Source organism: Herbaspirillum sp. 1173, from assembly GCF_031455335.1.
GTDB lineage: Bacteria > Pseudomonadota > Gammaproteobacteria > Burkholderiales > Burkholderiaceae_D > Herbaspirillum > Herbaspirillum huttiense.
Map to the genome: position 1 here is coordinate 18,279 of NZ_JAVDSP010000014.1, position 16,553 is coordinate 34,831.

A 16,553-nucleotide genomic window follows, 5' to 3' on the forward strand; every position below is an offset into this window, starting at 1 on the left:
TGAAATTGAAACCGCAGGTGAAGGCCTCGCTGTCCGTACCGTGTCGACATTGATTGATCAATGAAATCGATGAATCAGTCCTCATTAATCTATGGCCGCGAAAGGCCGCGTATTGCTCCAAGGTGACCACCATGACAAACAAGATCCGCTCCACGCTGTTGAAACTCGGCAGCGCTGCCGTACTGGCCCTGGGCCTGGCCGCCTGCTCCACCACCGACATCGGCCGCGCGCCGGTGGTGCCGGCCGATGCGCGCTGGGGCTTGCTGCCCTTTGCCAATCACACCGAGACCCCGCAGGCCGGACTGCGTGCCGAGTCGATCTCGGAAAGCATCCTGCGCGCCAATGGCCTGGCCGAGCTGCGCCGCTATCCGGCGTCGCTCAACAATGAAACCCTGTTCGAACCGATGGACCGCAAGCAGCTCGATGCCGCCCTCGACTGGGCACGCAGCGAGAACATCACCTATGCACTCTCCGGCAGCGTCGATGAATGGCGCTACAAGGTCGGCATCGATGGCGAGCCGGCGGTGGGCCTGACGCTGCAGCTGATCGAGGTCTCCAGTGGCAAGGTGGTCTGGGCAGCGGCCGGCGCGAAGAGTGGCTGGAGCCGCGAAGCCTTGTCGGCCGTGGCGCAGAAACTCATGCGCAGCCTGCTGTCGCCCTTGCGCGCGCTGGCGCGGACCTCGGCGGCCGTCAATGCGGCCAATGCCGCGGATGCTGCTGCGCAGGCCGAGTCCGCCACACCCGAGATGCAGCGCCCCTGATGGGAGAGAACGTGAACGACAGCCAACGGCCCACTGCACCACCGGTCTCCGGACGTCCCGGCGGCGGCCAGCCGTGGGCGGCCAGTCCGCGTCCGGCACCGACGGCGGCGCAGAAGCGCCAGAAGTTCTGGTCACGCCTGTTTACGCGCTTCGATACCGACAGCGGATCACCGCGCAAGGCGGCCCTGCGCATCGTCGAGACCATTGCGCTGGTGGCCGCCGCGCTGGGTGTGGCCTGGTGGCTGGCGCCGGAGGATCCGTTCGGGCTGGAGGCGCAATTCCCCTGGCTGTGGCTGATGCCGGCCATCCTTGCCATGCGCTACGGCAGCACGCTGGGCGTGGTGGCGGTGGCCACCATGCTGGGGGGCTGGTATCTGCTCATGCATGGCCATCATGAGGATGAGGCGCAGGCCGTGGTGTCGGCGGCGCAGGCCTTTCCGCAAGCCTATTTCCTGGGCGGGCTGGTGCTGACGCTGCTGTGCGGCCAGTTCGCCGAAGTGTGGAATGCGCGCAGCCGCCGCCTGCGCGGGGTGAATGCCTACCTGGAAGAGCGCCTGACCATGCTCACCAAGAATCACTTCCTGCTGCGCCTGTCGCATGAGCGGCTGGAACAGGACCTGCTATCCAAGCCGCTGACCCTGCGTGAATCGCTGGACCGCATGCGCGCCCTCACGCTCACGCAATACCTGCTGGACCCGGGACGCATGCCGGCACCGGATGCCTTCCTGCAGATCCTGGTGCAGAGCTGCCAGGTGGAGTCGGCCTCGGTATTTGCCTGCGATGTCCACGGCCACGTCCTGCCTGAGGCGGTGGCCAGCGTGGGCAAGGTCACGCCGCTGGCGGCCGACGATCCGCTGGTGCGCTATTGCCTGACGCAGCAGAAGCTGGGCCATATCCAGACCGAGAGCCTGAACCAGACCCTGCGCAACCAGAGCCGCTATCTGGTCTGTGCGCCCTTGCGCAACTACGAGGGCCGCCAGTTCGGTTTGCTGGTGGTGGAGCAGTTGCCCTTCCTGGCCCTCAACGAAGACACGCTGCAACTGATGTCGGTGCTCATCGACTACTACGCCGACGGCATCGAGATGGGCGACAGCGCCCGCGCCATCCTGCAGCAGCTGCCGACCTGCCCGCCGGAACTGGCGGTGGACCTGGTGCGCCTGCATCGTCTCAAGCGCAGCACCGACATCGATTCCTCGCTGGTGGCGCTGGTGTTCGGTGACGACGAACTCTCGCGCGACATGTACGATCAGGTACGCCGTTTGAAGCGCGCCGCCGATGTGATCTGGACCTACAAGGCCGGTGGCCGCAACGTGTTGATGACCTTGCTGCCGCTGGCCGGACCGGCAGCGGTGGATGGCTACCTGATGCGCATCGAGACCGCTTCGCACGCGCAGTTCGACAACAAGTCCCTGGCCAACTTCGCCGCTGCGCACACCGCTGCGCTGGGCAGCGATGAGCCGATGCGCCTCTTGATCAACCTGGTGGAACGCTGTGCTGCTTAAACTCTCCGCTGCCGGTCTGAGTTTCGAGACCGCCTCCGTGGCCCTGCTGCTGCAGGGCGGCAACGGGCTGGGCGTACTCTCCGGTTATCTGCTGCTGCACCTGGCCTCCTCGGCGCTGTTCGCGCTGGCCATCGCGCAGGTGGCCCCGCCGCAGTACCGGCGTCCGCGCACGGCCTTGCTGCTGTATTTGTTCTTCTTCAATTTCTTCATTCCCATCGGCGGCGTGCTGTGTGCCGTGGTGGCGCTGCTGGTGGCCGTGCTTTGGCCCAAGGACAAACCGGAAGACCATTTCGATACCAGCCAGGCGCCGGCCTTCGTCACTGCGCGCAGGCGCGAGGGCAGCGGTTTTTCCGGCAACCGCGTGCGGGCGCAGCTGGGCAACGTCGCCACGCCCGTGGACAAGCGGCTCAATGCACTGGTGGCGATCCAGAGCACGCCCACGCGCGCCAGCGGCGCTTCGCTGCGCAGCCTGCTGGGCGATCCGGCGGACGACGTGCGGCTGCTGGCCTACGGCATCCTGGATGGCAAGGAAAAGAAGATCACCCAGCGCATCGTCGACATGCGCAACCACCTCAAGACCGTCTCCGACCCCGAGACCCTGAGCATCCTGCATCAGCAGGTGGCCGAGCTCTATCAGGAACTGATCTACCAGAACCTGGTGCAGGGCGACCTGCTGAACTACTCCTACACCCAGATGCGCGAGCACGCCCGGGCGGCGCTGCAGATCGATGCCGCCCAGCCGGGCCTGTGGTTCATGCTGGCGCGCATGGAGCTGGCCAACCGCAACGTGGCCGACGCCGCCGAGGCCATGCAGCGCGCCCATGAATATGGTTTTTCGCGCGTGCGTCTCCTGCCTTACCTGGCCGAACTCAGCTTCCTCGAACACGACTACGAACAAGTGCGCAAGCTCTTCATCGAAATGCAATACGATCCCAGCGTGTCCTCGCAGCCGCAGCTGCACCGTTACTGGCGCCATGGCCGGCGCACCATTGCCAACCGGCCTGACACCTTCAGTCCCGCGCCTGCGGGCCGTCCTGGCGGAGGCCGCCGATGAATGCGCCTGTCGTCAAACCGGTCGCCGGCGATGCGTCCTACCAGCGCCGCGCCAAGGACTGCGACGTCATGCTGCTGCTGGAAGGGACCTTCCCGTATGTGAGCGGTGGCGTGTCAAGTTGGGTCAACCAGATCATCCGGGGTTTTCCCGAGATCCGTTTCGGCCTGTGCTTCATCGGCAGTCGGCCCGAGGATTACGGCACCCCCAAGTACGCACTGCCGGACAACGTGGTCCATCTGGAAACGCACTTCATCCACGAACATCTCTCGGCGACGCAGGTGGTGCGTTCGCGCGGCGATGCAGCCGCCTTCGAGCGCATCGACGAACTGCATGCCATGTTCCGCGCCTACGATCGCACCGATGCCACCTCGCATTCGGCGCTGGTGGCGCAACTGGGTGAGCTGATTCCGATGATGGAAGATGGGGGCAAGATGGACCAGGACACCTTCCTCTTCAGCAAGCGTTCCTGGGATTACCTCGCTTCGCAATACCGCATCTTCTGCACTGATCCGTCCTTCGTCGATTACTTCTGGACCGTGCGCATCATGCACCAGCCGGTATGGACCCTGGCCCGCGTGGCGCGCCAGCTGATCCCGGCGCGCTGCTATCACACCATCTCCACCGGTTACGCGGGCTTCCTCGGGGCGCTGATGAAGATGCAGACCGGCCGTCCGCTGATCCTTTCCGAACACGGCATCTACACCAAGGAACGCAAGATCGACCTGTTCCAGAGCGAGTGGATCCGCGACAACCGCAACGTCTTCGAAAAGGATGCCTCGCAGATCCCCTACTTCCGCGAGATGTGGATCCGCTTCTTCGAGGCGCTGGGCCGGCTGTGCTACCAGGCGTCCAACGACATCGTCGCGCTCTACGAGACCAACCGCCTGCGCCAGATCCATGACGGCGCACCGGCCGAGCGCACGCGCAATATCCCCAACGGCATCGACCTGCCGCGCCTGTCCAAGCTGCGCGCATTGCGCAGCGAGAAGATTCCGCCGGTGCTTTGCCTGCTGGGCCGGGTGGTGCCGATCAAGGATGTGAAGACCTTCATCCGTGCCATGCGTACCGTGGTCAACCAGTATCCGGAGGCCGAAGCCTGGATCGCCGGACCGGAAGATGAAGACCCGGCCTATGCCGGTGAGTGCCATGCGATTGCCGATGGCCTGGGCCTGACCGACAAGGTCAAGTTCCTCGGTTTTCAGAAGATCGACGAGCTCATGCCCAAGATCGGACTGGTGGTGCTCTCCAGCATCAGCGAGGCCTTGCCACTGGTGCTGCTGGAAGGTTTTGCGGCCGGTGTGCCGGCCGTTGCCACCGATGTGGGATCGTGCCACCAGCTGCTGTATGGACTGTCGGAAGAAGACCAGGCACTGGGCGCAGCGGGGGATGTGGTCGGCATCGCCCAGCCCCAGGCGCTGGCCTACGCGGCATTGAAACTGCTGACCGATCCGCAGCGCTGGCACGCGGCCCAGGCCGCAGGCATTGCGCGCGTGGAGCGTTATTACACCCAGGACATGATGTTCGGTGCCTACCGTGAGCTGTACCAGCGTTCGCTGGCGCAGGGTGGGCCGGACAGCGACGCCGCATCCGGACAGCCGTTGCGCTGCCCGGTGCGGCACTGACGAGGACCGCCATGGCCGGTATCGGTTTTGAACTGCGCAAGATATTGAAGCGCGACAGCCTGCTCTCGCTGATGCAGGCGTATTCCTATGCGGCCCTGATCAGTTCGGGGCCGTGGATCATGTCCATCGTCGGCATCCTGGTCATCGGTTTGGTGAGCTATACGGTGAACATGCCCAAGCTGGCCATCGTGCAATTCCAGGTCAGCATCACCTACGTGATTTCGCTGTCGCTGATCTTCACCGGCATTTTCCAGCTGGCCTTGACGCGCTTCGCAGCGGACCGTCTGTTCGAGAAGGACAATCACGCCATTCTGCCCAATTTCCATTCGGTGTCGATGGCGGTGACGGTGGTGGGGGGCGTGCTGGGCCTGCTGGCGGTGGCCTTCCTGTTCCCGCAGCAGAGTGCGCTGTACCGGCTGCTGTTGCTGGCGGCCTTCATCATCATGTGCAACATCTGGATCGCCACCATCTTCCTGTCGGGGATGAAGCAGTACAAGGCCATCTTCTGGATCTATGCGCTCGGCTATGCCATCACGGTGGTGGCGGCGCTGCTGTTGCGTCCGCTGGGGCTGGAGGGTTTGATGGGCGGATTCGTGATCGGCCAGGCGGTGCTGCTGATGGCGATGATGGCGCTGATCCTGCGCAATTTTCCGTCGGACCGCTTCATCTCCTTCGAGTTTTATGAGCGCAAGAAACTCTATCCCTCGCTCATGGCCATCGGCCTGCTCTACAACACCGCGATCTGGATCGACAAGGCCATGTTCTGGTACACGCCCGAGACCAGCCAGGCCATCATCGGTCCGCTGCGCGCCTCGGTGATCTATGACCTGCCGGTGTTCCTGGCTTACCTTTCGATCATTCCGGGCATGGCCATTTTCCTGCTGCGCATGGAGACCGATTTCGTCGAGGACTACGATGCCTTCTACGAGGCCGTGCGCACCGGTGCCTCGCTCGAAACCATCGAGAAGCACCGCAACGGCATGGTGGAAACGGTGCGCCTGGGCCTGCTGGAAATCATCAAGATCCAGGCCATCACCACTTTGCTGCTGATGGTGACGGGTGAGTCCATCCTGAAGTGGCTGGGCATTTCCACGCTCTACCTGCCGCTGCTCTACATCGACGTCATCGCGGCCAGCCTGCAGGTGGTGCTGCTGGGCATCCTCAACGTCTTCTTCTATCTCGACAAGCGCCGCATCGTGCTGGGCCTGTGCGGGGGACTGGTGGTGCTCAACTTCGCGCTCACCGCGCTCTCGCTGCACCTGGGTCCGACCTTCTACGGTTTCGGATTTGCGCTGGCGGTGTTCGTGGTGGTGCTGGCCGGTTTCGTGCTGCTCACCCGCAAGCTGGAACTGCTGGAGTACGAGACCTTCATGCTGCAATGAGCGCGGCGCTCATTGCAGCACTCATTGCGGTACTCACTGAGGCAACTCCTGCGCCTTCCATTTTTTCCACAGGCGATGCATGCGTTCGTGGCCATCCTTGACCTGGCCGGCCAGGAAGCCGCGCGCATAGGCGATGCTCGGGGCCAGGCGTACCTGCTTCTGCTGCAGTTGCTGCAGCAGGGCATCGGCCACCACCAGGTCGTTCTGCACGCCCAGTTGCTCCTGCAGGCGTGACAAGGCTTTCAGGTAGGGGCGGCTGCTCTTCTCGCCATACAGCGCCTGGAAGAACTCGATGTCGTAGCGCATCTTCTTGGCAGCGATGCGGGTACGGTGGCGGGCGCGGTCGTTTTCTTCGAGATGCGCACCGCGCTTGTTGAGGCGTTTCTCATCCCGCCGCAGCATCTGCCGTGCATAGCGGAAAAGCGCTTGCGAGAGGGCTTCCTGTCCCGCCTCGCCGAGGCCATCGCGCCAGCCAGAGGTCAGCAGCCAGCGGCTGAACTGCAGGACCAGCGCGGTATAGCGCGGCGAAGCCACGGCCTGTACCGCCAGTGCATGTTCCTTGCCGGCTTCCACCAGCGCGGCATGGCGCACCCGTTCCAGGTCGATGGCACCGATGGCGTGCGGTGGCAGTGTGGTCAGTGTTTGCGTGGCCAGTACATCCCAGTCACGTGCATGGCCGATGGCTTGCGAGACCCAGTCGAATTCAGCGGCCAGGGCAGCGGGCAGGGCAATGACGGGCTCGAACAGCGTGAAGGCCGAGCGCAGGCGGCGCAGGCCCACGCGCATCTGGTGCAGGCGTTCGATATCGCCGCTGTCCTGATCAGCGATGTCGTTAGCCTGGATCTGCTCCACGCAATTGTTGACCACCGCCAGGAAAGCCTGCTCCACCGGCATCTTGCGGGTCAGCTGCAGCGGCTTGGCGCGGCTGGCCGACGAGGTCGCAGCGATGCCCTGCTGCGCACGGCGCGCCTGGTGGAACAATCCATAGCCGCGCTGCGCCTTGCTCTGGATGCCGATGCGCAGCGGCAGGGTCTGCAGCAGTTGCAGGGCGAAGTCGAAGAGGGCACTGGCTTCGCCCTGCTTGAGTTCCAGTTCGATCTCGCACACTTCCACCTTCAGGTCACCATGTTCTACCGTGCCCTGGTCGAGCACGCATTCGACCTCGCTGCCATCCGGCAGGTCCAGGTCCCACACCATGCGCTGGATGCGGGTGCTGAAGATGGGCGTCAACTGCGCAGCGGTCTTGTCGGAGAACACCTTCCTGGCCCAGGCTTCGTCGGAGGCCGCCAGCTCGCGCAGCACCGGCAGGTCAGGTTGTTCACCTTCGACCAGCGACTCCCATTCATTGCGCTGGTGCAGGCCGCCACTGACGCCACCGCCTGCCTTGAGGGTCTGGATATATTCATTTCCGGTCCGACGCACCCGCAGTCCGGCTTCGTTCTGGCGCAGCAGCAGCTCGGGCGTATCGAAGTAGGTGCCGGTCTGGTCCTTGATGCGTGGCGCGGCCTGGGCGTAGCGCTTGATGAGCGGATGACGGATGAAGGCCTTGGTGTGCTCGGGGGCGAGCAGCAGTTTCAGTTCGGTTTCCATGAGGCGTTCCGTGTCGGTTGGAAGTAGGGGGCCGCCGGGCTGGCCGGTGGGGAAGAAGCGGGGCGGGCCAGCGGTGCCTGGCGCTGCGCCATGTAGCGTGCGGGTGGCTTGCCCAGGGTATTGCGGAACATGGTGATGAAGGCACTCACCGATTCATAGCCAAGGTCCTGCGAGACGCGCTGCACCGAACTGCCCGAGGCCAGCCATTGCAGGGCCAGCATCAGGTGGATCTGCCGCCGCCAGCGGCCGAAGCTCATGCCGGTTTCGGCCTGCACGAAGCGCGCAAAAGTCCGCTCGCTCATCGCATGGAGCTGGCCCCATTCGGCCACCGTGCTGCGGTCGGCCGGTTGTTCGGCCAGGTGGCGAGCAATCGCACGCAAGCGCGAATGCTGCGGCACGGGCAGGTGCAGGGGCAGGGCGTGGCGCTGGCTGTGTTCCAGTTCTTCCACCAGTACCGAGGCCAGGCGCGCGGTGCGCTCGTGCGGGGCGTAGTCCTGGCGCTGCTCGGCGAGGTGGCAGATCATCTGCACCAGCAGGGGCGACAGCGCCAGCGTGCAGCACTGGTCCGGCATGCTGGCTGCATGTGGCGCGATGAAGAGGAAGCACAGCTGGCCGTCCAGCGTGACGCGGTTGCTGTGCGGCACCCCCGGCGGAATCCAGACCGCCGACTGCGGCGGCACGATCCACATGCCCTGCGCCGTCTCGCAAGTGACCGCGCCGCGCAGGGCCACCACCAGCTGGCCCTTGCGATGGCTGTGGAAAGGTGTCTCGCGCTCGCTCTGGCTGGTATGCACGCGCAGGGCCGTGACCGCGGCGTCGAGGCGGTCCGGATCGTGTTCGACCAAGCTGGCGTAGAGAGAGGCCATCGTGAGCAGGGTTGACCGTTTTTAGCAATAGTCTGGCATTGTAGCCAAATTCGTACAGGCTGCGATTGGCTAAGCTGGGCGCTCGCTGCTTTCGATCAATCATTGCCTTCATCACGCCCGCCATGCACGCCACGCATCCTCCTCACGTTCGCCCTGTTCATCGCAGTGTCTGGCTAATTGCAGGCATCCTGCTGATCGCCGCCAATCTGCGCGCACCGGTCACGGCCGTGGGGCCGGTGATGGGGCTGCTGCAACAGACCTTCGCCCTCTCGGCCGGTGCCGCCGGGCTGATGCTGACCTTGCCACTGCTGTGCTTTGCGCTGGTCTCGCCGCTGGCGGCCCGCGTGGCGCGCAGCCTCGGATTGGAGCGCACGCTCCTGCTGGCCTTGCTGTTGATTGCGGGCGGTATCGTGCTGCGCTCTTCGGGATCGGTGGCGGCCTTGCTGGCCGGGACCTGCGTGATCGGCTGCGGGATTGCCGGCGGCAACGTGCTCTTGCCCAGCTTGCTCAAGCGCGATTTTCCCGATGACCTCACGCGCATGACGGCCATCTATGCGCTCACCATGGGCGGTGCGTCGGCGCTCGGCTCGGTCTGTGCGGTGCCGCTGGCGGCGGGCCTGGGCTGGGCGTGGGCGCTGGCTTCGTTCATTGCATTGCCGGTGGTGACGGTACTGGTCTGGCTGCCGCAATTGCGGCGTGATACGCGCCCGGCCACGGCGCCTGCGCGCGCGGCCTCGATGTGGCGGCAGCCACTGGCGTGGCAGGTGACCTTTTTTCTCGGGACCAATTCGCTGGTGTATTACGTGGTGACGGCATGGTTGCCTTCCATCCTCGCGGCCAATGGGCACAGTGCGGTGGAGGCGGGCAACCTGCATGGCCTGATGCAGCTGGCCTCGGCCTTGCCGGGCTTGCTGCTGGTGCCGCTGGGTCCGCGCATGCGCGATCATCGCCCGGTGGCGGTGAGCATGTCGGCTGCGACTGTCCTGAGCCTCATCGGCCTCATTGCGTGGCCGCAGGCGTCCATCATCTGGGTGCCGCTGTTCGGATTCGGGACGGGCGCGGTGCTGATCCTGGGGCTGGCCTTTGTCGGTACGCGCGTATCGACACCACCACAGGCTGCTGTACTGTCGGCCATGGCGCAAAGCGTGGGCTATCTGCTGGCGGCCGCCGGGCCCATCCTCATGGGGCGACTGCATGATGCCAGCGGGGGATGGACGCTGGTGCTGGCGCTGTGTGCCGGCGGTGCAGTACTGATGGGCGTACTGGGCTGGCTGGCGGGGCGGCCGGGCAGGGTGATCGGGGCGGACACGCAAGGACAGTAAAGCGCGACTGGAAAAATTCTGCGGCTTCGCGGATCATGGCGGCTGCATCGTGAACAGGTGGCTTCTTGATCGCCGGTTACGATTCCCCCTTGATCTGCGACGACCAGCGCGACACACACCATGACCGCATCGCTTCTTTCCCCGGTAGACCTGTATTGCGAACGCCTCAGCACCGCTTTCTGGGCCGAGCCCGTCAATGCCCTTTCCAATCTCGCCTTCCTGCTTGCGGCGTATTTCCTGTGGCGCTTGCCGTTGCCGCAGGAACGCGGTGGCGTGGTGATGTCACGGATCCTGACGCTGATGGTGGCCGTGATCGGCGTGGGCAGTTTTCTTTTCCACACCTTTGCGCAACGCTGGGCCTTGTTCGCCGATGTCATTCCGATTTCGGTCTATCAGGTGCTGTTCCTGGCCTTCTATGTGCGCCAAGTGGCGCGCTGCAGCTGGCTGGTGACGATGGGCTGGGTGCTGTTCTTCTTTGTCGTCACGTATGGCGTCGGCATGCTGCCGGATCAGTGGCTCAATGGTTCGGTGGCGTCGTATGGATCGGCGTGGCTGTTCATTGGCGGGCTGGGCGTGTATCACTGGCGCATGCGCAAGGTGGAGCCAGGGATCCTGCTGCTGGCCACCGGTGTATTTACGCTGTCGCTGGTGTTGCGGTCGCTGGACATGGTGGCTTGTCAGTACGTGAGCATCGGGACACACATGTTCTGGCATTTGCTCAATGGGGTGGTGCTGTATCTCACCACGCGGGCTTTCATCTTGCAGACAAGCGGTCCGCGGAGGTAGCAAGACAGGCAATTTCATCCAGCCCTCCGCCGCTTTTGCGGCGTCGTCATTCGTCATTCTTTTGTCAGCATCAGATGCGAGCATGGAAGTGAAAGGAGCTCGCCATGTATCGCAAAAGGAAGACGCAATCCTGGCTCAGCGAAGAGATTCCTCCTGCTGAAAGAACGGACGCCTGGCAAGCGGAGCTGCGCCGATCCTACCGGGAATGGACGCTGACCAAGCCCGTTTCTCCCGAGTTTCGTGCACACCTTGTCAGACATGAATTCAATGAGCTCTTGCTCATCAATACGATCTGCGGTCCGTGCGAGGGCGAACGCGATTACCAAACGCTCAGGAGGGATGACGATCTCTATATCGGTATCCAGCTTGCAGAGAGTGGTGCTGAACGCTTCGATACAGCAGGTCAGCGTCTGCAGGTGGGCGCGGGTGATCTGATCGTATGGACTACCGCCGATGCGACGCGGTTCGAGGTGATCCAGACCTTGCACAAGGTGACGCTGATGCTGCCATGGCGTCTGTTGAGAGATCGTTTTCCCGAGCACAAGGAACCTCCTGCGGGCGGGCTGCGTGAGGGGCGTCATGGGATCGGCTACCTCCTGGTCAATCAGATGCGCGCGATGGCCAGTGAGCTCATGCATCTCGATCCTCGTGTGGCCGGTGCTGCCAGTCGTTCCCTGCTCGAACTGGTCAATGCCCTGCTTCATCACGATACCCGCGCGGCACTCGATAATGCGTCCGTCAAACTGCAATTGATTCGGGAATACATTCTTCGCCATTTGCATGACGAGAGGCTTGATCCCGGTACCATCGCTGCGGCCCATCGCATCTCCGTACGCCACCTGCATTCTCTTTTTCAGCAGGAGGACATGCCGGTCTCACGCTTCATTCTCCAGAGGCGGCTTGAGGCCTGTCAGAAAATGCTGTCCGATCCCGCTTTCAATCATCTGCGTATTTCGGAAATCGCCTATAGCAAGGGCTTCGCTTCCATCAGCCATTTCTGCCGGGTGTTCAAGGCGGCGTTCGGCCAGACGCCCAATGAAGTGCGTCGTGCGGTGGCGCGCACACCGAGCGGCGAGTAATGTGCGGGCCACCGTCATTTATTGTCATCTTGTGATGTGACTGCGCTGTACGTCAATGCTGATGCGCTCTCGGGCAAGGATTGCGAACGACAGCTGCTACCTTGTTCGGGGGCTCTTCTCCCTGAAGCGAGTGTCTCCTCGTGCGGCCCGGAAGGATAGGTCAACATTGTCTGTTGCAGATGAGAGTCTTGCCGTTTCTCTCTGGGCTTCCGTGAGAAAGGAAGCGATGGAAATGCGGCATCGCGAGCTGGTGCGATCGGTCGCCCGCCTCAAGTGAATCAGTCCCGATTTGGCCATTCATCAATAATTCGGGGGTAGTGTGAAGAAATTTCGTGATCTCAAGATCGCCAAGAAGCTCGTCATCTCGTTCAGTCTGATCTTGTTGTTCACGACGAGTATCGGTCTGTTTTCCATCTGGCAGCTGCATCGTGTCAATGCATCGGCCAACGAACTGGCGACCAACTGGCTGCCCAGCATCAAGACACTAGGTGAGATCAAGCTGCTGCTGGCGCGCCTGCGCAGCAATGAAGCGCAACTGATCGTGTATGCAGGCGATCACGTTCAGGCCAAGAAACTCACCGGGCGCACACTGGATATCCTCAATGATCTAAAGACTGCGCTCAACACCTACGAGGGGCAGATCTCCGAGCCCGAAGAGAAGGACGTCTATCCGGAGGCCAGTCTGCGGATCAAACGATTGCTGCAGCACCACGCTGCCTTCATGGCGGCGCTGGCAGACGGTCGCCTCGATCTGGCCAGCACCATCTTTGCGGGCGAATCTTCGGACATCTATTTCTCGCTGCTCAAGGATGTTGATACGTTGGCGAACGTCAATCGGCGAGGTGGCGATCAGTCCGCCGCTGACACAAATCGTATCTATGGGGAGTCGCAGACCTTGATCTGCGTTGCGCTGCTGACCGTACTCCTGATCGGGGGGGGCTCGCGATGATCGTCGCGCGGGCCATCTCGCAGCCGCTCATCCTCGCAGCGAGGATCGCCAATACGGTCGCTGCGGGCGACCTGTGCACCGAGATTGCGTTGTCCGGCAACGATGAAACGGGACAGGTGATCGCCGCTCTGCGGCATATGAACGAGGAGCTTCGGCTGATTCTCAATGGCGTCAAGTCAGGTGCCGAGAATGTAGCCACGGCATCACGTCAGATTGCCAGCGGCAACATCGATCTGTCTTCGCGCACGGAGGAGCAGGCCAGTTCGTTGCAGCAGACGGCGGCGGCCATGGAGCAGATCACCAGCAGCATCGTGCAGGCCAGTGCCCATTCGCGCCAGGCAGATGCGCTGGCTGTGAATGCTTCAACCGTGGCGGGAGAGGCGGGACAGGTCGTCACTGAAGTGGTCACGACCATGTCGGCAATCAAACAGGCCTCGACGCGTATCGTCGAAATCATCGCCGTCATCGACGGGATCGCGTTCCAGACCAATATCCTTGCGCTCAATGCTGCGGTAGAGGCGGCTCGTGCGGGTGACGAGGGAAGGGGGTTTGCCGTGGTGGCAGCGGAAGTGCGCAATCTGGCACAACGCTCTGCGACCGCGGCAAGAGAGATCAAGGGGCTGATCGACGATACGGTAGAGCAAGTAGGGGTCGGCAGCCTGCTGGTCCAGCAAGCGGGAGAGACGATGAGGAGCGTGGTCGGCAGCGTCGAGCAGGTTACCGCCATCGTTGCCGAGATTGCGCGCGCCAGCGACGATCAGAGCAAAGGCATCACGGAGATCAACTTTGCGATCGGACAGATGGATGGGGTAACTCAGCAGAATGCGGCCCTGGTAGAGCAAGCCGCAGCGGCGTCGCAGGGGCTGCAGGACCAGGCTGGTCTGTTATCGACATTGGTAGGCCGTTTTCGACTTCCGGCCGATCCGAGCGTGGCGGTGCTTGCGCCGGAGGGGCAGGCGCAATGAGCAAGGATGACAAGCCACCCCGGACAGCGCTGTCGCTGGAAGACCTGCGCAAAGTCGTCAACAGCACCATCAGGCTGGCCGAAGAACTGGATCGGCTCTGTGCGGTTTTTGAATCGGCCGTTGGCCAGGCTGACTCGCCGGCAGCGCATGCGCTGGCGCAAGAACTGAATGATGTGATCAAGCGGTGCTACGGCGAAGCGCAGGATGCGTTCGAGTTTCAGACCTGTGTCGATCTGGTCGGAGAGATCGGTGCCGTTCTTTTCATACAAAAGATCTTGTGGAGCGAGGACGTGACGGAGATGGCCATTGCCACCTCGTTGCAGAGGATCGTACCCAGCCTCAATGTTCTGGTCGAGAGATACCCGGAGATCCTGATGCGCAATGCACATGGGGCGCTGCTGCGGCTCAAGCAGGGCGGGCCTGATGGCTGATTCTGTCATCGTTCGGCGGCGCTGGCCTGCAGGGCGAGACTGCAGGTGGGCGATGACGAGGAAATGGACGTTTTCGGAACATCATCCGCGATGATTGCGATCCATCCGATTTTTTGAGACAGCCTTGCCTGAGATGGATCCGCAGGTGTGGAGAGGTGTCAGCGCAATTGTGATCGGCGGCATTGTCCGCGTGCGAGGCGGGATGAGATCGTTGGTTTCTCTTTCCCTCGCCTCTCTTCTTCAGCCCTTGGCCGCCCGCCCCCGCGCCGCACGTGCCCCTTCCAGCGTGCCGCCCTTGTAAGGCACCCGCCCCGACGGCACCACCACGGCCGCCTTCTGCACATGCCCCTCCTGGTCATCAAAGAACATGTGCGCGCCGAAGGCCTGCAGTACTTCCGCCTTGTTCAGCCCGCCCAGGAAGAAAGCTTCATCCACCGTCACATTCCAGGTCCGCAAGGTATGGATGACGCGCTGGTGCGCCGGGCTGTTGCGTGCCGTGACGATGGCGATGCGCACCGGGCACTGCTTGGGCGGAAACTGTTTCTGGATCGCCGACAAGGCCAGCAGCAATTTGGCGAACGGACCTTCCTTCATGGCCTTCTTGCGATGGCGCTGTTCATGCCGCGCAAAGGCCTCCAATCCCTTCTCCGCAAAGATGCGCTCGGACTCCGCCGAAAACAGCACGGCATCGCCGTCAAAGGCAATCCGAATCTGCTTGTCCGGCGCACTGTAGTCCAGCGGCGCGGCATACAACTGGGCCGCCGCCACGCCGGCATCGATGGCTTCCTGCACGTCGCCGGTATCGCGCGAGAGGAACAGGTCGATCTTGAAGGCCTGCAGATAGGGCGCAGTCGGTCCGCCACCGGTGAAGGCCGCACGGCTGATGTCGAGCTTGTGGGCGGCAATGGCATTGAAGGCGCGCAGGCCGGTGTCGGGCGTGTTGCGCGAGATGACCACCACTTCCACCAGACGGCGTTCCGGAATCAGTTCATTGAGCTGCAGCAGCGCCTTGACCAGCGGGAAGGCCGTGCCCGGCTGCAGCGGATCATTCTCGTGATCACGCTGGTACTGCGCATAAGCATCCACACCCTGCTGGTCGTAGATGGCGTTCTCCACTTCGAGATCGAAGAGGGCGCGGGAAGAGATTCCAATGACGAGCTTGTCCGAGAGATCGTAGGGCATGCGGCACATCCGTGGCAGGAAAGCCCTGATTGTAGAGCCCCCGGCCTGCTGGCGCAGCCTTGGCAGAGATATTCGTATTCTTGATGTCTGGAGCGAACTGCTGCATATATCACGTCAAGTTCCGTCAACTGCGCATATTGTTTGCCAAACGGGGGTGTTACTCCCGGTAAAGAGAAAAAATCGGATTGCCCCGTTCAAAATAAATTTGTATGATGACCGGATAACTTTACGATAACGACCGCGAGACAGCATGTTTCAGAAGATCCCCGCACAGGCGCTCAGCGACACTGTGGCCAGGCAATTGCTGGAAAACATCGACGCCGGTGCCTTCCCCCGGGGCAGCAAGCTGCCCACCGAGGCGGTGCTGGCGCAGCAGTTCGGTGTGAGCCGCACGGTGGTGCGCGAAGCCATCGCGCGCCTGAAACATGAAGGCGTGGTCGAACCGCGCCAGGGTAGCGGCGTCTTCGTGACCGAGCAGGCCGGCATCAAGCCGCTGCGCATCGATTACACCGAGGTCAGTTCGCCCGAGGCGGTGCTGCAGATCGTCGAGCTGCGCCGTGCCATCGAGGCCGAAGTCGCCGCCCAGGCGGCCAAGCGCCGCAGTGCGGAAGACCTGCAGGCGATTGACGCGGCGCTGGTGCAGATCGGGGCCGATGTGGCCGCAGGCGGTGATGGCGTGGCCGCCGATGTGGCCTTCCATCGCGCACTGGCCCAGGCCACGCGCAATCCGTACTTCATCAAGACGCTGGAGTTCCTTTCCCAGTATCTGGAAGCGGCCACGGCGGTGACGCGTGGCAATGAAGCGCGGTATGAGGATTTCTCGCGCCAGGTGCGCGAAGAGCATGAGGCGATCGTCGCAGCCATTCGCGCCGGTGATGAAATGGCGGCCCGCAATGCCGCCCAGACCCACATGTTCAACGCGGCACGGCGCTTGAGCCAGGGACAGTCCTGAAGAGAGTGTCCCGGCTTGAACGGCAGCAAATGATTTGAATGTTTTAAACGATTTAAACGGTTTATAAGTTTTACGAAATTTGAAATTCTGACGCCGGCCTTTGCCGGCGT

General features: G+C 62.7%; 15 protein-coding genes. 12 read left to right on the forward strand and 3 right to left on the reverse strand.

The genetic code is table 11. The annotated features are described in order from the left end of the window. Positions 1–131 precede the first annotated feature (131 nt). From J2X56_RS26020 to pelG, 5 genes are read left to right on the forward strand one after another with little or no spacing between them, the layout of a single operon-like run. Positions 132–761, forward strand: coding sequence for a penicillin-binding protein activator LpoB (locus J2X56_RS26020; protein ID WP_227022773.1), 630 nt, complete (start codon positions 132–134; stop codon positions 759–761). 11 nt (positions 762–772) lie between these two features. After that, entirely contained in the window at positions 773–2,263 is a 1,491-nt protein-coding gene (locus J2X56_RS26025) for a PelD GGDEF domain-containing protein (RefSeq protein ID WP_310163972.1), read from the forward strand. Continuing rightward, positions 2,253–3,317, forward strand: coding sequence for a hypothetical protein (locus J2X56_RS26030; protein WP_121040586.1), 1,065 nt, complete (start codon positions 2,253–2,255; stop codon positions 3,315–3,317). Before J2X56_RS26025 ends, J2X56_RS26030 begins: the two co-directional genes overlap by 11 nt. Beyond that, positions 3,314–4,939, forward strand: coding sequence for a GT4 family glycosyltransferase PelF (pelF, locus tag J2X56_RS26035; protein WP_409025232.1), 1,626 nt, complete (start codon positions 3,314–3,316; stop codon positions 4,937–4,939). Before J2X56_RS26030 ends, pelF begins: the two co-directional genes overlap by 4 nt. Before the next feature lie 11 nt (positions 4,940–4,950). Further along, a complete protein-coding gene (gene pelG / locus J2X56_RS26040; RefSeq protein WP_134136983.1) occupies positions 4,951–6,321 on the forward strand; it encodes an exopolysaccharide Pel transporter PelG in 1,371 nt (456 codons plus the stop codon). Between the two features lie 33 nt (positions 6,322–6,354). Here pelG and J2X56_RS26045 read toward each other — a convergent pair whose 3' ends face one another. Beyond that, positions 6,355–7,911: a CYTH and CHAD domain-containing protein gene (locus J2X56_RS26045; protein WP_134136981.1), complete on the reverse strand. Its 1,557-nt coding sequence runs from the start codon at positions 7,909–7,911 to the stop codon at positions 6,355–6,357. Continuing rightward, the gene (locus tag J2X56_RS26050) at positions 7,896–8,777 is read right to left on the reverse strand and encodes a helix-turn-helix transcriptional regulator (protein ID WP_310163978.1); all 882 of its coding nucleotides are present in this window, start codon (positions 8,775–8,777) and stop codon (positions 7,896–7,898) included. The genes J2X56_RS26045 and J2X56_RS26050 overlap by 16 nt, the downstream gene beginning before the upstream one ends. A gap of 122 nt (positions 8,778–8,899) precedes the next feature. Between J2X56_RS26050 and J2X56_RS26055 the strand changes: the two genes are divergently transcribed. From J2X56_RS26055 to J2X56_RS26080, 6 genes are all read left to right on the forward strand, one after another. Continuing rightward, a complete protein-coding gene (locus J2X56_RS26055) occupies positions 8,900–10,099 on the forward strand; it encodes an MFS transporter (RefSeq protein WP_310163981.1) in 1,200 nt (399 codons plus the stop codon). A gap of 120 nt (positions 10,100–10,219) precedes the next feature. Further along, on the forward strand, positions 10,220–10,885 hold the full coding sequence (locus J2X56_RS26060) for a ceramidase domain-containing protein (protein ID WP_310163984.1): 666 nt from the start codon (positions 10,220–10,222) through the stop codon (positions 10,883–10,885). 104 nt (positions 10,886–10,989) lie between these two features. Next, positions 10,990–11,964: a helix-turn-helix domain-containing protein gene (locus J2X56_RS26065; protein ID WP_134136975.1), complete on the forward strand. Its 975-nt coding sequence runs from the start codon at positions 10,990–10,992 to the stop codon at positions 11,962–11,964. Between the two features lie 319 nt (positions 11,965–12,283). Then, complete coding sequence (locus J2X56_RS26070) at positions 12,284–12,913, forward strand: MCP four helix bundle domain-containing protein (RefSeq protein ID WP_310163989.1); 630 nt, start codon at positions 12,284–12,286, stop codon at positions 12,911–12,913. Further along, entirely contained in the window at positions 12,910–13,878 is a 969-nt protein-coding gene (locus J2X56_RS26075) for a methyl-accepting chemotaxis protein (protein ID WP_310163991.1), read from the forward strand. Before J2X56_RS26070 ends, J2X56_RS26075 begins: the two co-directional genes overlap by 4 nt. Further along, a complete protein-coding gene (locus tag J2X56_RS26080; RefSeq protein WP_310163994.1) occupies positions 13,875–14,309 on the forward strand; it encodes a hypothetical protein in 435 nt (144 codons plus the stop codon). The genes J2X56_RS26075 and J2X56_RS26080 overlap by 4 nt, the downstream gene beginning before the upstream one ends. 240 nt (positions 14,310–14,549) lie before the next feature. Here J2X56_RS26080 and J2X56_RS26085 read toward each other — a convergent pair whose 3' ends face one another. Next, positions 14,550–15,491: a 5'-nucleotidase gene (locus J2X56_RS26085; RefSeq protein WP_121040567.1), complete on the reverse strand. Its 942-nt coding sequence runs from the start codon at positions 15,489–15,491 to the stop codon at positions 14,550–14,552. Positions 15,492–15,741: 250 nt separating this feature from the next. Between J2X56_RS26085 and J2X56_RS26090 the strand changes: the two genes are divergently transcribed. Next, positions 15,742–16,443, forward strand: coding sequence for a FadR/GntR family transcriptional regulator (locus tag J2X56_RS26090; RefSeq protein ID WP_121040565.1), 702 nt, complete (start codon positions 15,742–15,744; stop codon positions 16,441–16,443). The last annotated feature ends 110 nt before the right edge of the window (positions 16,444–16,553 follow it).